The organism is Lactiplantibacillus xiangfangensis (assembly GCF_001438845.1).
Lineage (GTDB): Bacteria > Bacillota > Bacilli > Lactobacillales > Lactobacillaceae > Lactiplantibacillus > Lactiplantibacillus xiangfangensis.
In genome coordinates, this window is the sequence record NZ_JQCL01000080.1 from 124,154 (window position 1) to 140,363 (window position 16,210).

Below are 16,210 nucleotides of genomic sequence, written 5' to 3' on the forward strand. Positions count from 1 at the left end.
TATCTGAAATGACTGCTATATACAAATATGCGTGATAGCGGTAATTACATGGAAACCATAAGCTTTAAACCAAGTCGGTGTTATACGTCACAAGAATTAATATTAATGGTGTAGTTGTCGCTTGAAGAGATAAATGTGCCATGCAACTAAGTGCGAAGCCAAGTTGATTACAATTTTTCAAAAAACAAAAATGAAATTGGCAGTAAATGCGTAACTAATAATCATCGTGATAAAATCATGAAAGTTCATTATTGGGGGAGATTTTGTTTGAAAAGCGTAAAGTCGGTTAGTTTAGGGTTATTGTTGGTCATGATGGGGACAGTTTTGGTGGGCTGCAGTAGTGGTGAAATAACGACCACGACTGATGAATCGGCTAGTTCACAGGTCGAGCGGTCAACGAGTGAATCAGAGGAAGATGAGGCAAGTAGTTCTTCGGCGGATGATAAAGTGACAAGTTCCTCAGAAGATGAGGCGGAAACCAGTTCTTCAGCGGACGAAAAAGCGACGAGTGCTTCAGAGGATGAAACGGAGACCAGTTCTTCAGCTACCAGTGATTCATCTGAAAATCAGGTTACTGATAAAAGTAGTTCGACTAAACCAAGTACCAGTGTAACGACGGCATCTTCTAGTTCGGTTACACCAGCACCACACCGGGCGCCTAGTCACCCTCAAGGCAATTCTAGTCAAGCACGGCCACATGTGATTCCAGATTCTAAGGTGTCAACGGTTGGTGATCCGCGAATCTGGGGAAATCCGCGCACGAAACTATATTACACACCAGCTCAAAATTACCGTGGCTTTCGTCCGCGGCACGCCGTTCCTTTTGACAATGAGGCGGCGGCTAAAGCGGCTGGGTACACACAATCACCACGCCGGCCACGGTAGTGCCACGTTGATTTTTTAAACTATAAAATCACTAAACCTAGACATGTCGATAAATACTGATACTGTTGAGCTAATTAGTTGACCTTTGTAACTGAAACCCGTATGTTGAAAATAACATAATTTATTAGGAGGTCTGTTTAATGGCAAAAGTAACGATTTTTGGTCAAGGCAATATGGGTCAAGCAATTGGCGATGTTTTCAAACAAGGTGGTAACCAAGTCACCTATTTGGGGCATCATGATGCAGTGACGGATTTAGGTGAAATTGTGGTATTAGCAGTGCCTTATCCCGCTGCAATTAGTATTGCCAAGGCTAACCAAGCCGCATTGGCGGGTAAAATTGTGGTTGATATTACTAACCCGTTGAACTTTGATACCTGGGATGAATTGGTCGTTCCAGCGGACAGTTCGGCGGCAGCGCAAATTGCCCAGTTATTACCGAACACTAAGGTCGTTAAGGCGTTTAACACGACCTTTGCAGCAACTTTGCAAAGTCGTAAAGTTGGTGACAATCAAACGACTGTCATGGCAGCGAGTGACGCTGAAGATGCCAAGGTGACTTTAGCGGATGCGTTAACTGATAGCGGCGTGGCGTTTGTTGATGCCGGTTCCTTGAAACGAGCACGTGAAATGGAAAGCTTAGGCTTCTTGCAAATGACCTTGGCAGCTAAAGAAAAGATTGGCTGGACCGGTGGCTTTGCGTTAATTAAATAAATGCGACTAATAAAAAGTGGTCAAAATCATGCGTTGATTTTGACCACTTTTTTTGGTGTGATTACTGATATAACTAGTTTTGTTCGGTTAAAGCGGGGTGCGCCTTCCTGTTTAAAGACGCGTTGAACTGCTGGTCAGTGACGTCAAATGGTGAATGGCAGCCCTGACGAGTCGCAATGTTTGTTATAAAAAATATAATTGATGCAAATAAAAATTGAATACTTTCATTATCCTATGATTATAGTGTTAATATGAGCTTATACAAATATGTAGACCATTAACTTTGAAGGGGGTTCATATTAAATGAAGTCAAAGGAAATGTTACACTATAAAATGTATAAAAGCGGTCGCTTCTGGGTGTTTGCGGGAATCTTAGCAACGACTTGGCAACTAGGAACTTTTACTGCAAGCGCGGATGCACAACCGGCAGCAACGGGTACGCCAGATACTCAAACTGTAGTTGCAGGAACGTCGTCTGATTCAACGTCAAAGGAGACGCCTCTCAAGCAACCAGCTAATTCTGCCGCACCTGCGACTAATGATAGTCAGGCACAGGGGCAACCGATTAATTCGCAATCTGAAAACAATAATGATCTCCTGGATAAGCCGCAAAGAGTTGATCAAAGTTCTAGTGCGGTACCTACCTCGGACGGAAATAAAAGCGTTCAGTCAGAAACACAATCAACAGAATCTTCTGAAGCCAAGTCAGCTTCGGAGCGGGCTAAGCCGATTGAACAACAGTCTGCGGCACCAGTAACTAACAACAATGCTGACAGCGCTAATCTAACGTTAGTTCAAAAAACTAATCAGCAGGAGAGCGGTCCTATAAACGATGGAGCGGGAGACGATGTTGCTTCAAAAGAAAGCGCTACCATTGGAGCAACTAAATTAGCGATGATTCGACCAATGTCACTTAAATTAGCAAAAGCTAATATGCTGCGGAATACCCAACCGGTGACGCCAGCGAAAGACTATGCTGGTTACCAGGCTGCAGATCCTGACAAAAAGGGTCTTTTTGGAACCAGTGAATGGTGGATTGATCCTACGGGTACCCCGTATACGTTGCACATTGGTGCTGGTACCTTAGCAGACACAACTTATAGTTGGGATTATTCTATTGATGGTGTTGATCCGGAGACACCATGGGTCGATAATTCACTTAAAATTGACAAGATTATCATTGAAGATCCAGTCGTAGCGGCACCATCAGTACCCGCTTTGTTTGCAAATCTTACTAATTTGACACAAATTGAAGGATTAGGACTTTTAGATACGAGTCAAGTGACTGATATGTCATACATGTTTCAAGATGATCTTAATCTAACCAGTTTAGACGTGGGCAATTGGGATGTGAGTCATGTTCAGAATTTCCGCAAAATGTTTTTGGGAACATTGAACGTATCCGTGCTAAATATTAGTCAATGGAATACTAGTAGCGCAATTGACATGAATGGAATGTTCACCAGTTCTGGTGTTAAAGCATTAGATGTCAGTCAATGGAATATGGAGAAAGTAACTAACAATAGAGGGATGTTTAACTACGGGGCGTATACACCGGGTGGTATGATAGCAGAGTTTAGCTTATTAAAGAAGTTAACCGTTGGCTCAGCGTTTAAATTTGTCGGTGAAACTGAACGTTCTGCTGATATTGGTCGTACTAGCAGGGATTACCCTTACACGGAGCGGTGGATTAATAGCAAAACACATCAAGTTTACGATGAAAAAGAAATTTCAAAGTTATATGATGAGACAGCGGCAGGGGCAGCGACCTATGAAGCTGAGACTGACGAGATTGATCACAGTATATTAAATACATTTGGTTTTGAAATTTTTTTAAACGATTATGATTGGGATCTTGGCTGTGGTGCAAATTTCAACAATTCCCGTGGAAATGTGTTTGTAATTCACAATCGTTCATCAAATATATCCTATCAAGGTGATGTGGATGTGACTAAGCTAGGGAGTTATCCGATTACAATTAGTTATACCGATGATATTGGTCACACAATTGTAGGTCAGCCAAGTCTTGTGACTGTTATAGATCCGGGTGATAGTCAAGCCTATATTACAAGCTCTAATATGACACTAGTTGTGGGGCCGAAGCTTACTACGGAAACTGTGAATGATGCTATAGAGAATTCAGTTGGTGGTAAAACCTATGATGGCAGGCCAATGATGTACGAGGAAACAATCTATATGATGGATGACAATAGCCTCATGTTGGATTACATTCCAACGTATATTCCTGAAACTTATTCGATTGTATACGAGTATGAAATGGCGCCGGGTGAGGATCAGGTAACAATTACCAGTAAAAGTACGCTCAACATCATCAAGACAGCCGCCACCGTAAAATTAAAGCCAACCACGATTATCGCTGGTCCAGATGCTAAATCGTGCTTTAATAGCAGTGACTACTTTGCTGGCGGTTTGGACGGTACGGGTCAGCATGCGTTAACGGCGTCCGATGTAACGTTTGGTGGCTTAGACGCGATTAAATTTGACCAGCCCGGTAAATATCGGATTACGGCTTCGTATGAAGACGTGTCGGGTAACCAGATTGAAGCCATGCCGGAATATGTTACGGTTATTCCGAATACGGCGCAACTGGAATTACAACCGGTCACTATGATAGCCAGCCCGAATGTTAAATTCGATCCAACTAGCGTCATTAAAGTGGGAACCACCGCTTTTGGTACCCCGATGACGACGGACAATGGTCTGACCATTACGAGTCAAGTTGACGCGCAAACGGCCGGCCAGTATTTAGTAACGGTTAGCTATACTGACGCATCCGGCAATGTGATCACTAAGGATACCCAGGCGACGGTCGAAAATCATTTGGCTATTCAGACCGAACCAGTCGACATGATGCAGGGCCAAACCTTTAACCAGACTAAGGGAATTTTATCAGCGGTTGATTCGGCGGGCAATGCGATTGATTTTGCCAAACTTAGTTACGATACAGCGGCTCTAGACGTTAATCAGCCCGGGACTTATCAGGTTAAGGTAAGTTATACCGATCAGTTTGGTAATGCCACTGACGCTACCATTCCGGTCACCGTGCACGCAAATGAAGTTGTACTCAAGACGGTACCGGTGATTAACTTATGGTTGGGTGAACAGCTTGATCCTACTCAGGCGGTAATTAGCGCTACGGTCAATGGTCAGGTGATTTCTAAGGATGAGTTGTCTTATGACGTTCAACAAATCAATACAGAAAAGCCTGGAACATATCAGCTTGGGATTAGTTATCAAAGTCAAGCTGTTCAGGCGGTTCCCGTGACGGTCAGCGCGGCTAGTTTAGTTGTCGTACCAGCGGTTACCATTACTCAAGGAGCGACCTTCGACGTTGCCAGTCTGATTAAACAAGCAACCGATGCTTTTGGTCAAACGTTAGCCCCAACGGCGTTACGCTATTCGGACACCGTGGATACTTCTAAAGTTGGTCAGCAACGGGTCACCGTGACCAATCAAGATGTATTTGGTAATGTTTTGACTCAGTCCGTAACAGTTACGGTACAGGCTGCTGCGGTGAAGCCGACACCGGAACCAGAGCCGAAACCAGACCCAGACCCAGACCCAGACCCAGACCCAGACCCAGACCCAGACCCAGACCCAGAACCAAAGCCAAATCCAGATCCAACACCGAATCCGAAGCCGGAACCAACACCAGATTCAGAGCTTAAACCAAAACCAGAGCCAACGCCGGAACCAGAACCGGTGCCAGCACCAAATCCAGCACCAGTGACTAAGTCGACACTAACAGTACCAACTCCGGAACCAGCAACGCCAGTGGTTAAACCACAACCAACGACGCCCAAACCACAACCAGCTCCGGTAGCACCAGTGGTCAAAACACAATCAGCGACGCAATGGACAACTGATTCAGTTCAGACAACGCTGGTACCAAAGCAACGAGTCAGGACGCATCGGCAACTGGCAAAAGTAATGCCAGCTAGTAGTGCAATCAGTGGGATTACTGTTAATCCGACGCAAAAGGCAGCCCCAACGCAAACTCAATCCACGACGTTGCCAACAACCACTGAAGCCCACACTGAATTGTTAGCCTCACTATTGGGTCTGATGATGTTAGGAACGGGCTTAGCTTTTTCCAAATGGATGACTAAGCGACGCCAAAACTAATTTTGATTGTTGAATAATTTTAGTCTTAAAGATTTAGTTTTACTCGGTTAAAGCGTGGGGTGCGCCTTCCTGTTCAAAGACGCGTTGGACTGCTGGGCGTGAGCGCATGATCTCATCGAATTTTTTAAGGCTAGGAAGGTCGGCAAAGAAATAGTTGAGTCGTTGCATCCAGTTGGTCATGACGAATAAATAAGGATCTGCAACGCTGAGCTGATCGCCCATCAAGTAGGGACCATGGGTGGCGAGGTGCTGATCAACGTAGGCCAGACGCAGCTTGACCCGTGACCACACTAGCTTTTTAGAATCAGGGGTATTTGGTAGCCAGTTACCTTTCCGGAAAGGCGAAATGAAATTTTTATGTAATTCTGTTGCGATGTAGTTGAGCCACGTGCGTTCTTTCCAATAGTTATGGGTATTATAAGCAGGTAGGTTGCCGTGGGACGACTGCTGTTCGATAAATTCCAAGATAACCGCGCACTCGGTCATTAAAGGTAGGTCATTTGTCTTCAATGCTGGGACGTAAGATTTGGGATTGAGCGCACTGTAATCGCCCTTTGACCAAGTCTTGCTATCCAAGTTCACTTTTTCTAGTTGATAAGGTAGACCAAGTTCTTCTAATAAAATGTGGGGTGCCATGGAACTTGCACCGGATGCGTAGAATAAGGTTAATGTCATAATTTTTTATTCCTCTTTTTCAAGATAGCATAACAGGTGTTTGCTGAGACAATGAAAAATTTAGGTAAATTTTGGGTTAATAATTTTTAGAGAGACCGATGTGGTCTGAAAATCCAATTGGGTATTTTGGATAGTCTAAAAGACGGTTTTAGCTCATAAAGAAGCGCCATGTCGCAATATTATCAGCGGCATGGCGTTTTTATGATGTAATCAAAATTTATTAATCTGAAATAAAGTCTGTCGCCAACTGAAGCACCGTTTTCCGAGCAGTACCATCTAAACGGTGGCTGGCACCGGGGATGAGGTGGAAGGTACTGTTTTGATAGACGTTGTCGTAGCGTTGTGAAGCATGGTTGGAAACGATGTTATCGGCGTCTCCGTGAATCAAGCAAACGGGACCAGTGTAATTTTGTGCGGTCTCGTAGATGGGGAGCAATTGTGCCGTGCGAAGGTAAAAGCCGCCCAAGACCTTGCCGTTATCCATTGGTAGTTGCGCAGGAATGTGATGTGGGTCGTAAATGAGGCCACGGGTGTGCCCGGCAATTGCATCGTCTTTAAGGGTCGCAGCGGGGGCCATGAGAACTAATTTATGAATCAAGTCGGGATAGTAGCCGGCTAACATGCTGGCCACCACACCACCTTGAGAATGACCCAATAGGTCGATCTGTTTAGGTGCAAGTCGGGTCTGAACGGCTGTCAAAACGGCTTGAGCGTCGGCAATTTCATTGAGTACGGTCATGTTGATGAAATCGCCATCACTGTTGCCATGACCGTTAAAATCAAACCGCACCGTGCCCACGCCAATTTCGCGTAGGTGCTCTGCGAGTTGGACTAGTAAGGCCGTGTCCGTATAACCCCGGTTACCCGTAAAGCCGTGCATGAGAATGGCAATCGTGCCATTAGGTTGGGGTGCTGGTTCATAAATACCAGCTAAAGTTAAGCCGTCACGTGTTACGTTAAATTCCATCTTGAGAAGCCTCCATTTTTCATTGGTACCTCTCTAGGATAGTCGGAAATTGTTAATATTGCTAAACTTTTTTGAAAGGCAGTGGCGCATTCCCATTAATTACTAGTGCCACTCGGTCAGCAGTGCGATAAAGATGGCGGCAATGTACGCCGACATTAGGCGTTCTCGGATGCCAGCGGGGAGTTGCCGCAAGGGCCGCGTTTTGAGACTACTAATGATGACTAAGAGAATCATGGTAGCGCTGACGCCTAGGTTGAGGTAGGCAAATTTTTGACTGGTAACGATCCCGGACCAATGTGCTAACCCAATCAGCAAGTTTAAAAAACAGCCGATGACAATCGTGACCCACAAGTTATTTAAACGTTTCATCAGCGCACCCCCATCAGAATTAAAACAATCGCATTGACCATACACCCGCTCGAAGTGAATTTCGATTACAAATTTTTGTACGGTCATTATCCAAACCAAATAGCCCGGTAAAACCACCTAAGATGGGTTTACCGGGCTATTTGTGTTTATAGGACTGTTAAAAATTAGTTCAAATGCGTTGTAATTTCAGTGACCACTTGTTCAGGGGTGAGTTTGAATTCGTGCCAGAGCGCCGCGGTCGTTTCATGGTCGTTGAACCGTTTGGCAGCACCCAGGTTAATCACGTGCATGGCAGTATCACCATAATGGCGACTAACTTTCTCACCAAACCCACCACTCAGGCTAGCTTCTTCTAGCGTCACGACTAGTTTGTGGGTTTCATTTAACCGGTTTAAGGTTGCCGTATCAAGTTCTGAAATGTCACGCGGATCAATGACCGTCGCGTCAACTTGATGATTTAGTAATTGTTGTTGGACCTGTTCCGCTAACGGCAATAAACTTCCCACACCGATAATGGCTACGTCTTTACCCGCATGCAAGGTGTGCATTTGATGAACATCAAAGTCTGGTGCTAACGGTGCCGAATGCACTCCGTTACTAGGCACGCGGATCGCCACGGGCCCGGTCGGTTGATGGAGTGACCAACGCATCATTGCGGCTAACTCTTCCTTGGTAGTTGGTGCTAAGTAGGTCAGGTTAGGAATGTTGCTGAGCATCGCAATATCAAAAATTCCTTGATGGGTAGGGTCGCCAGCACTAATTCGACCACCTGAGACCATGATTGTGACGGGCAACTGGTTGATTCCTAAGTCGTGCGACAATTGATCGTAAGCCCGTTGGAGGAACGTGCCAGAATGAAAGACGATCGGCCGTAAGCCTTGCTGTGCTTGACCCGCTGCGAAGGTGATTGATTCTTGTTCAGCAATTCCAACGTCAAAGTAACGGTTAGGATGGCGGTTGCCGAAACGTTTCAAGTCGTAACCACCAGGGATGGCCGCTGTAATGGCCGTCAGCGGTGTGTGTTGAGTCGTTAATTCATCTTCGAGCACGCTGTGGATGGTATCGTTATAACTTTCACCAGTTGCGGGGTGTAACGTGGTCCCCGTTTTTAGGTCAAATGGGACGTGCCAATGGAAGGCTTCCTTATTTTCAATGGCGGGAGCGTAACCGTGGCCCTTTTCGGTGTGAACGTGAAGAACGACAGGGTGATCGATATCTTTGATGGCTTTAAAAGCGGCCAGCATGCTAGCGAGGTCGTTGCCGTTATCGACATAACGGTAATCTAATCCCATGGCTTTGAATAAGTTATTTTCACTTTGCCCCTGGGTGTCACGGAGTTCCTTTAAGTTGCGATATAAGCCACCGTGATCTTCAGCGATTGCCATCCCGTTATCGTTGACTAAGATAATTAGGTTGGAATGTAGCGTGGCCGCGATGTTTAAGCCTTCTAAGGCCAAACCACCGGATAACGAACCGTCACCGATAACGGCCATTACGTTGCCGGATTTGTTTTGTAAATCCCGAGCACTGGCCATCCCCGTTGCGAGTGCAATCGAAGTGGACGTGTGCCCGATGTTGAAGTAGTCGTGGGGACTTTCTTCTGGTGATGTGTAGCCACTGACATCGTCGTAGTGGGCCGGGTCAAGCCAGGCTTCTTTACGGCCAGTTAAAATTTTATGGGTATAGGCTTGGTGTGAAACGTCCCAGACGACTTTGTCGATTGGTGAATTGAAGACCGTGTGAAAAGCAATGGTCAGTTCAACGACGCCCAGGTTAGGGCCAACGTGACCGCCAGTTTGGCTCACCTTGGTGAGTAACACGTGGCGAATTTCAGTTGCTAATTCTGTTAACTCGGTCAGTGATAACGGTTTGAGGTCGGCCGGCTGATTGATTTTATTTAAAATGTTCATACGATCGCTCACTTTCTGTTTCAAGGTTACTTTAATAGGGTAGCACCTTCGAGTAACGCTAAGACAAGCCCTTTTCGAAAAAAGGCAGAAAAAAACCGTTCAGAAATTTAAAGTTTTTGAACGGTTTTTACCATCGCAACGTTATGATTCTCGGCAATTAGGCGTTGAATTATAAGTTTAAATCGGTTTGATAATTTAATGGTGACATATCAGTACTCTTAGTAATTAAATCCGCGGTTAAGGTTTGCATTGCTTGAATCGCCATGTCGGCGGCTTCCTGGTTGGCTTGGGTTAATTTAGCCGTTAAGGCGTCGCCGGTGAGTGCTGCAATTTCATGGTCAGTCACAATTAGGTGGTGACCGAGTGCAATTGCTAATTCCTTTTGCGCAGCTTGCATGTCGCCGTGAAGTTCGTGGTAGTGCGCGTCAACGAGTACGCCAACGTGCTTAAAAATCCAGTAGGCGGAAGTTGGGTCATACTTTTCAGTCGCCACTTGGTAAGCTGCAGGGGTGTCACTAGCCCCGGCGTAAAATGGAACGTAGACACTTTCGGCAGCCACACCCATGGCTAACCAGTGAATGCCACAAGTTTCTTTAGGCAGATCTTCACGAATTTGTAAGACGTGTGATTCTTGCGTTTTAGCAAGGCTGATTGGCCGGTAAGTGTGTTTTTCCGCTTTCGTGCCGTTACCGACGGGATCAAACGGTGTCCCTTCATAATGGGAAGCTAAGTAGTGTTGCACCTGATCGATGTGGATCAACCCACTTGCCCGTTGAATGAAGGGTAAGGTAAACGACTCTGGTTCTTGTGGCACGTCCGGTGTGAAGTACTTTTGCCCGTACCAAACGCGGGGGGTGTTGTAATGAAGGTCAGAGAGGTCGGCCGTCCCGAAAACTTCGCGGAAGTTTAGCCCGTTGTCCATTGAAGCTAATTGGTTGTCTAATACAAAATTACGGATTCCCTTAGCGTATAAGAAGTTGTCATGATCAGCTAAATCAATTTCTTGAATGGCTAACTGGTTGGCCACGACGGCGTACGCGTCGTCCGGAATCCGCTGAGCGACCCAATAATGGCCGGCCCCCGTTTCCATGTACCAGACTTCGTCAGCGTCACTAAATAAAATTCCGTTGGTTTCGTAGGTTCCGTGATCTTCAACAATGCGGCCGAGATGTTCAACACCTTCACGTGCGGAGTGGATGTATGGCAAGGTTACGGTGACCATGGCTTCTTCACCAATCCCGTCTTTGACGTAAGGATCAGCGGCCAAGACCCGGGCGTTGCAGTAGGCACTTTCAGTCGCACTCATGGCGACCCCGTATTCATTGATCCCGTCTTCTTCAAACAAACCGTATTTAGGCGTCCATTCGGGGGTCGCCGTATATTTGGCCTGAATGGTTGGCAAGGTCATCGTAAACGGGTGGTCTTCATCATTTGATTTGAAGACTTGGGGTGTCGCAAATTCAGTATGGGGATGAACGACGAATTTTTTTGCCCAAGCGGACCGGGAGTCCTCGTTACGACCAATCATAGTGGAGCCGTCCGCGCTGGCATTTTTACCAACGAGGATACTCGTACAAGCAGAATAAGGATTAAACTGATGGGTCAGCATAAACTTCCTTCTTTCTATAATAGTTAACTTTACTGATTTAATTTTATCATTTTTGCGAATCAATGCGTATTTTTTAGTTATAATAAGGACGGCTTAAAATACATATAAAGAAGGTCTAGTTATGGCGCATATTTCTAATCCCCGGTTGGCATTTGCATGGCAACTCGTGATAATGCTAGCATCGGCAATTATTTCTGCCGTCGGACTGAACGAATTTTTAATTCCGGCAAATACCTTTAGTGGTGGCGTGAACGGGATTGCTCAGTTACTGTATTCCGTTGGCCAGCCGATGGGGATTCACATCAATACCGGTTGGTACATTCTGATTTTTAACATTCCAATTGCGTTATTAGGGTGGTTTAAGCTGGGACACCTGTTCACGATTATGAGCTTCGCTACTGCGTTTCTAACGTCGATGGCCGCGGTCATCGTCCCCGTGATCAACGTTGCGCATAATGCACTACTCGGGGCATTATTTGGCGGAATCTTAACGGGAATTGGGATCGGAATTACGATGCGTTACGGTTTTTCAACTGGTGGTTTCGACATTATTGTGCTGGTGCTAGAACGCGTGACTGGGCGAACGGTCGGTAGTCTGATGTTTATCACCAATTTACTGATCATCGTGATGTCGGGACTACTGTTTAGCTGGCAAAACGCTTTATTCACGATTATCGCCATTTATGCGTCAACTAAGCTCGTTGATTTGATTCATACGCGGCACCAAAAGCTGACGGCGATTATTGTGACGGGGCATCCGGATAAGGTGGCCAAATCCATTCAGCACGCTATTTTACGTGGGGTCACAATTATTGGTTCTAAGGGTGCTTACTCGGGACAACCGAATGCGACGCTGCTAGTGGTCCTGAGCCGCTACGAATTATACGCGTTACAGCGGGCAGTTCAGACGAACGATGAGCACGCGTTTATCGACATTTTAAACACCGTCGATACATCCGGATTATTCATGAGTGAACGGGAACAAGCGGCCCAGCGAGAAAGTTTGCAAAAACCATAAAATTAAAGTAAGATTAGTTTCTGTAAGAATAATAAGAGGAGTGTGAACCCAATGCCAATCGTACACATTGATCTAATTGCCGGCCGTTCACAAGAACAGTTAAAGAACCTGGTGAAAGATGTTACCGATGCCGTTAGCAAAAATACCGGTGCACCGGCCGAACATATTCATGTTATTTTAAGTGAGATGCAAAAAAACCGTTACAGTGTTGGCGGTGTTTTAAAGAGCGACGAAGAAGCTAAGTAGGCTTTTGATTGTGAAACCGGCCCGGATCATCGGCCGGTTTTTTTGAAACAAATGCACGTTGAGAAGGGGTTAGATCGTGAACGAACAAATTAGTGCTGACGCCCTGAATGCGGCCCACCATTTGACGGTTGGCGGTGTGGATACTTTAGCCTTAGCTAAGCAGTATCAAACGCCGTTATATGTCTATGATACTGGTGCGATTCGGGACGAGATTGCGGCTTTTAAAGAAGTATTTGAAACGAATCAAGTTAAGTATCAAATTAGTTATGCCAGTAAGGCTTTTGCTACCGTTGCGATGTATCAGTTGATTGCGCAAGAAGGCATTCACTGTGATGTCGTTTCTGGTGGTGAATTGTATACCGCTCAACGCGCCGGTTTTCCAATGGAAAAGGTTTCATTTCACGGTAACAATAAGTCGCTTGATGAACTCACCATGGCCTTGGATGCCGGTGTGGGTTGCATCATGGTTGATAACTTTTATGAACTAAAAATGTTGGCCGATTTAGCGGCCACTCGTCAACAGATGACGACAATCATGTTGCGGATCGCACCGGGAATCTCGGCGCATACCCACGATTACATCTCAACTGGGCAAGAAGATTCTAAATTTGGGTTTGATTTAAACAGTGGTCAGGCTGATCAGGCCGTAAAACAGGCGTTATCAGCTGAGTATCTGGACTTAGTCGGGATTCACTGTCACATCGGGTCACAAATTTTTGAATTAAATGGTTTTGAAATGATCGTTGATAAGTTGGTCAGTGTCTTTGCACGCTGGCAAACGGAACTAGGTTTCTATCCGAAAGTCATGAACGTTGGTGGGGGCTTCGGGGTCAAGTACACGTCCGAAGACCAACCACTTCAGCCAACGGAATTTGTCGATGCGATTCTTAAGGAAACGTTAGCCCAGACAAAAGCACACCACGTCCCGATGTTAGAAGTTTGGATCGAACCCGGACGTTCACTAGTCGCAACCGCTGGGATGACGTTATACACGCTCGGAGCTTCTAAAGATATCCCAGGTATTCGGAAGTACTTAGCAGTTGATGGTGGTATGGGCGATAACATTCGTCCAGCGCTCTATGAAGCTAAATACGAAGCGGTATTGGCTAAAGACCCAACGTTGCCGACTGAACAAGTCGCTTCAATTGCGGGTAAATATTGTGAATCCGGTGATATGGTCATCTGGGACCAAGCCTTGCCCGCAACTAAACCCGGGGATGTTTTAGCCGTTCTCGATACCGGGGCATACGGCTATTCAATGGCTAGCAATTATAACCGTAATCCACGGCCAGCCGTGGTCTTCTGTGAAGACGGTCAGAGCCAGTTAGTTGTGGAACGGGAAACGTACGCGGATTTGACGCGGTTAGATCTCCCGTTAGCAGTACCAGAAAAAACGGAATAATATATGTTGAATGACAAAACGTGTGTTGATGGGTATTCCCACCACACACGTTTTAGTTTACCCATAATCCTTTGGTAACTGAATCTTGGTATTAGCAAGTGATTGACTGATATTGCCAATAGAGCAAAATTCAAGCGCTTTTTGCTGAGCAAACCGAGCCGATAAATGATAGATGCGAAAAGTAGGCAAGACGATTACGAAAGGGTACGATAATGGTAGTAATAAGCTGATAGGAGTGTCAGAAGATGCAAAAGTGGTTAACTTGGCGGGTGTTTTATGAATTAACGGAAATTTATACCGCACCGTTAAACGTGATGTGGTTTATTTTAGGGGTGGCGATTGCACAGTACCACCTTGGTACGGTGAATTGGATCAATGTCGGACTGTGCTTGACTGCCGTCTTTATATTTGATCTAGCAGTCAACGTTTCGGATAATTATTATGATTACCGGCACGCCCTGGACCGAACGGATTACGCGCAAAAGACGAATCCCATTGGTCGGCTCAACTTGCCCGTGGCCGGTGTTGGGCATTTGGCGCTGGGGTTATACGTGCTTTCACTCGTTCCCGGGATCTGGCTCGTTATGCGGACCGGCTGGTTGGTTTTATTATTAGGACTGTTAGGTTATGTGATTGGAATTTTTTATACGGCGGGACCGCATCCGATTAACGCGACCCCGTTATGTGAAACGGTCGTGGCGCTATCCATCGCGTTTTTAATTCAGCTGACGTGTGTTGTTGTCTCGACGTACGGTCAGCGGCCCGTTACTTGGTCGATGGTGGGGGCGACCTTCTTACTGTGCTTACCGTTGACATTAATTTTCTTTACCATTCAATTAGCCAATAACACGGCGGACCGTGACGAAGATATCCGTAATCACCGGTATACCTTAGCGTACTATTTAGGCAAAAAGGGTGCGGTGCGTCTGATTCAACTGTTCTTAGTCATCGGGAGCTTGTGGCCGATCGTAAACGCACTTCTTGGGCTGGCCCCCGCAATTACGCTGGGCGTCGTCCTATTATTGCCGTTTATGTGGCGTGGTATGCGGCCGTTTTTTGCGGTGCAAGATAAGCGGACGACGTTTATGACAACGGTGAAGAGCGCCTCACTATTTTTTATTTTGTATCCACTATTATTCGTGGCGGGAACGTGGTTATAAGAAAATGTAAAGGTCGCTTGAATGGTAGGCCATTAAGCCATAGGTGGCTTATATTATTATTTAGCTAAGGGTTGAAAGGTGAATAATGATTACTATTGCGGCATTGACGGCGATTTTAGTCTTTTTGACCTTCGTTTTAATTTTATAAAGTGGGGTAAGTGTTATGAAGGCAAAACAACGCCGGTGGATCGGTGGCTATCATTTAAGTGTGACCATTCTCACGATTTGGTCCGTCATTAACGCCCTCTTACTGAGCTTTCACGTCGGTGATTGGCGAGTGGAGGCGCAGATTTCAAACGGGCTGTTAGTCGTCTTTGTGGTCGATTATTTTGTTCGGCTGACGCTGTCTAAGGATCGGAAGACGTTCCTGATTCATTCTGCCTTCGATTTGATGGGGATTGTGCCCATGCATCCCATATTTGCGGTATTTCGATTAGGTCGACTGGCACGGATGATTCAATATCACCACTTATTTTGGAAACTAGGGTTAGATGGCAAGTGGACCCATGATTTTCATCGGTTCATCTACAGCACGGGATTTATTTACTTATTTTCAATTAGTATCGCAATTATTGTCCTCAGTGCTTTATTGTTTTCTGTATTTGAACACCAGAGCTTGTCGGATTCGCTTTGGTGGGCCATCACGACGGCGACGACGGTTGGTTACGGGGATGATACGCCACATACGGCGGTTGGAAAAATTATTGCGGTTGGCTTGATGTTTGGTGGAATTGGGTTTATTGGTTTGCTGACAAGTACGATCACGGATTTCTTCACCAAGGAGACGAGTGAAGCCGTCCAAACGACGGATAGCGAAGACCAACAAAATTTACAACAATTACTCATTAAAGTTGAGACACTCACACAAAAAATTGACCAACTACAAACGGAAGTCCATCAGTTAAAGGGTGGGAACGCTAAAAAGAAGGATCGCTAAAAAGAAGGATCGCCATTGATGGGCCACTAAATTTGAGATAAAACCAAAAGATCATTCAGAAATAGCAACTATTTCTGAATGATCTTTTTTACTAGTATGCAAAGTTGCCGAACAAAATTTTTAATAGCACCTTTTTTGTACAACCATGGTATTGTTTGGTTGCTGACAGAACG

13 protein-coding genes are annotated in these 16,210 nt (G+C 45.6%); 8 read left to right on the plus strand and 5 right to left on the minus strand.

The annotated features are described in order from the left end of the window. Positions 1-267 precede the first annotated feature (267 nt). From IV64_RS09795 to IV64_RS14405, 3 genes are all read left to right on the plus strand, one after another. Positions 268-885 carry a hypothetical protein gene (locus IV64_RS09795; protein ID WP_057707063.1) on the plus strand — a complete coding sequence of 206 codons (618 nt, stop codon included), beginning with the start codon at positions 268-270 and terminating at the stop codon, positions 883-885. Positions 886-1,025: 140 nt separating this feature from the next. Next, complete coding sequence (locus IV64_RS09800) at positions 1,026-1,598, plus strand: NADPH-dependent F420 reductase (RefSeq protein ID WP_057707064.1); 573 nt, start codon at positions 1,026-1,028, stop codon at positions 1,596-1,598. A 303-nt stretch (positions 1,599-1,901) separates the two neighbouring features. After that, the gene (locus tag IV64_RS14405; protein ID WP_057707065.1) at positions 1,902-5,744 is read left to right on the plus strand and encodes a bacterial Ig-like domain-containing protein; all 3,843 of its coding nucleotides are present in this window, start codon (positions 1,902-1,904) and stop codon (positions 5,742-5,744) included. A gap of 39 nt (positions 5,745-5,783) precedes the next feature. On the opposite strand, the gene IV64_RS09810 is transcribed toward IV64_RS14405, so the two are convergent. The 5 genes from IV64_RS09810 to IV64_RS09830 form a co-directional block, all read right to left on the minus strand. Next, complete coding sequence (locus IV64_RS09810; protein WP_057707066.1) at positions 5,784-6,419, minus strand: glutathione S-transferase N-terminal domain-containing protein; 636 nt, start codon at positions 6,417-6,419, stop codon at positions 5,784-5,786. A gap of 220 nt (positions 6,420-6,639) precedes the next feature. Next, entirely contained in the window at positions 6,640-7,386 is a 747-nt protein-coding gene (locus tag IV64_RS09815) for an alpha/beta hydrolase (RefSeq protein ID WP_057707067.1), read from the minus strand. Between the two features lie 102 nt (positions 7,387-7,488). Further along, positions 7,489-7,755 (minus strand): hypothetical protein, encoded by a 267-nt coding sequence (locus IV64_RS09820; protein ID WP_057707068.1) that lies wholly within the window; start codon positions 7,753-7,755, stop codon positions 7,489-7,491. A gap of 164 nt (positions 7,756-7,919) precedes the next feature. After that, a complete protein-coding gene (locus IV64_RS09825) occupies positions 7,920-9,665 on the minus strand; it encodes a 1-deoxy-D-xylulose-5-phosphate synthase (RefSeq protein ID WP_057707069.1) in 1,746 nt (581 codons plus the stop codon). A gap of 169 nt (positions 9,666-9,834) precedes the next feature. Next, positions 9,835-11,274: a C69 family dipeptidase gene (locus IV64_RS09830; protein WP_057707070.1), complete on the minus strand. Its 1,440-nt coding sequence runs from the start codon at positions 11,272-11,274 to the stop codon at positions 9,835-9,837. Between the two features lie 121 nt (positions 11,275-11,395). Here IV64_RS09830 and IV64_RS09835 point away from each other — a divergent pair, with 121 nt between their 5' ends. The 5 genes from IV64_RS09835 to IV64_RS09855 all read left to right on the plus strand — a co-directional run bounded on the left by IV64_RS09835 (position 11,396) and on the right by IV64_RS09855 (position 16,037). Continuing rightward, positions 11,396-12,292, plus strand: coding sequence for a YitT family protein (locus tag IV64_RS09835; protein WP_057707071.1), 897 nt, complete (start codon positions 11,396-11,398; stop codon positions 12,290-12,292). Positions 12,293-12,343: 51 nt separating this feature from the next. Continuing rightward, on the plus strand, positions 12,344-12,538 hold the full coding sequence (locus tag IV64_RS09840) for a 2-hydroxymuconate tautomerase (protein WP_057707072.1): 195 nt from the start codon (positions 12,344-12,346) through the stop codon (positions 12,536-12,538). A gap of 76 nt (positions 12,539-12,614) precedes the next feature. Further along, positions 12,615-13,940, plus strand: coding sequence for a diaminopimelate decarboxylase (gene lysA / locus IV64_RS09845; protein ID WP_057707073.1), 1,326 nt, complete (start codon positions 12,615-12,617; stop codon positions 13,938-13,940). A 245-nt stretch (positions 13,941-14,185) separates the two neighbouring features. Further along, the gene (locus IV64_RS09850) at positions 14,186-15,100 is read left to right on the plus strand and encodes a prenyltransferase (protein ID WP_057707074.1); all 915 of its coding nucleotides are present in this window, start codon (positions 14,186-14,188) and stop codon (positions 15,098-15,100) included. A gap of 163 nt (positions 15,101-15,263) precedes the next feature. Further along, complete coding sequence (locus IV64_RS09855) at positions 15,264-16,037, plus strand: potassium channel family protein (protein ID WP_057707075.1); 774 nt, start codon at positions 15,264-15,266, stop codon at positions 16,035-16,037. Positions 16,038-16,210: the final 173 nt, after the last annotated feature.

Coding starts and splice junctions, on each gene's coding strand:
- IV64_RS09855 (WP_057707075.1), top strand. CDS start 15,264: ATGAAGGCAAAACAACGCCGGTGGATCGGTGGCTATCATTTAAGTGTG.
- IV64_RS09835 (WP_057707071.1), top strand. CDS start 11,396: ATGGCGCATATTTCTAATCCCCGGTTGGCATTTGCATGGCAACTCGTG.
- IV64_RS09800 (WP_057707064.1), top strand. CDS start 1,026: ATGGCAAAAGTAACGATTTTTGGTCAAGGCAATATGGGTCAAGCAATT.
- IV64_RS09830 (WP_057707070.1), bottom strand. CDS start 11,274: ATGCTGACCCATCAGTTTAATCCTTATTCTGCTTGTACGAGTATCCTC.
- IV64_RS09840 (WP_057707072.1), top strand. CDS start 12,344: ATGCCAATCGTACACATTGATCTAATTGCCGGCCGTTCACAAGAACAG.
- IV64_RS09810 (WP_057707066.1), bottom strand. CDS start 6,419: ATGACATTAACCTTATTCTACGCATCCGGTGCAAGTTCCATGGCACCC.
- IV64_RS09850 (WP_057707074.1), top strand. CDS start 14,186: ATGCAAAAGTGGTTAACTTGGCGGGTGTTTTATGAATTAACGGAAATT.
- IV64_RS14405 (WP_057707065.1), top strand. CDS start 1,902: ATGAAGTCAAAGGAAATGTTACACTATAAAATGTATAAAAGCGGTCGC.
- IV64_RS09820 (WP_057707068.1), bottom strand. CDS start 7,755: ATGAAACGTTTAAATAACTTGTGGGTCACGATTGTCATCGGCTGTTTT.
- IV64_RS09825 (WP_057707069.1), bottom strand. CDS start 9,665: ATGAACATTTTAAATAAAATCAATCAGCCGGCCGACCTCAAACCGTTA.
- IV64_RS09815 (WP_057707067.1), bottom strand. CDS start 7,386: ATGGAATTTAACGTAACACGTGACGGCTTAACTTTAGCTGGTATTTAT.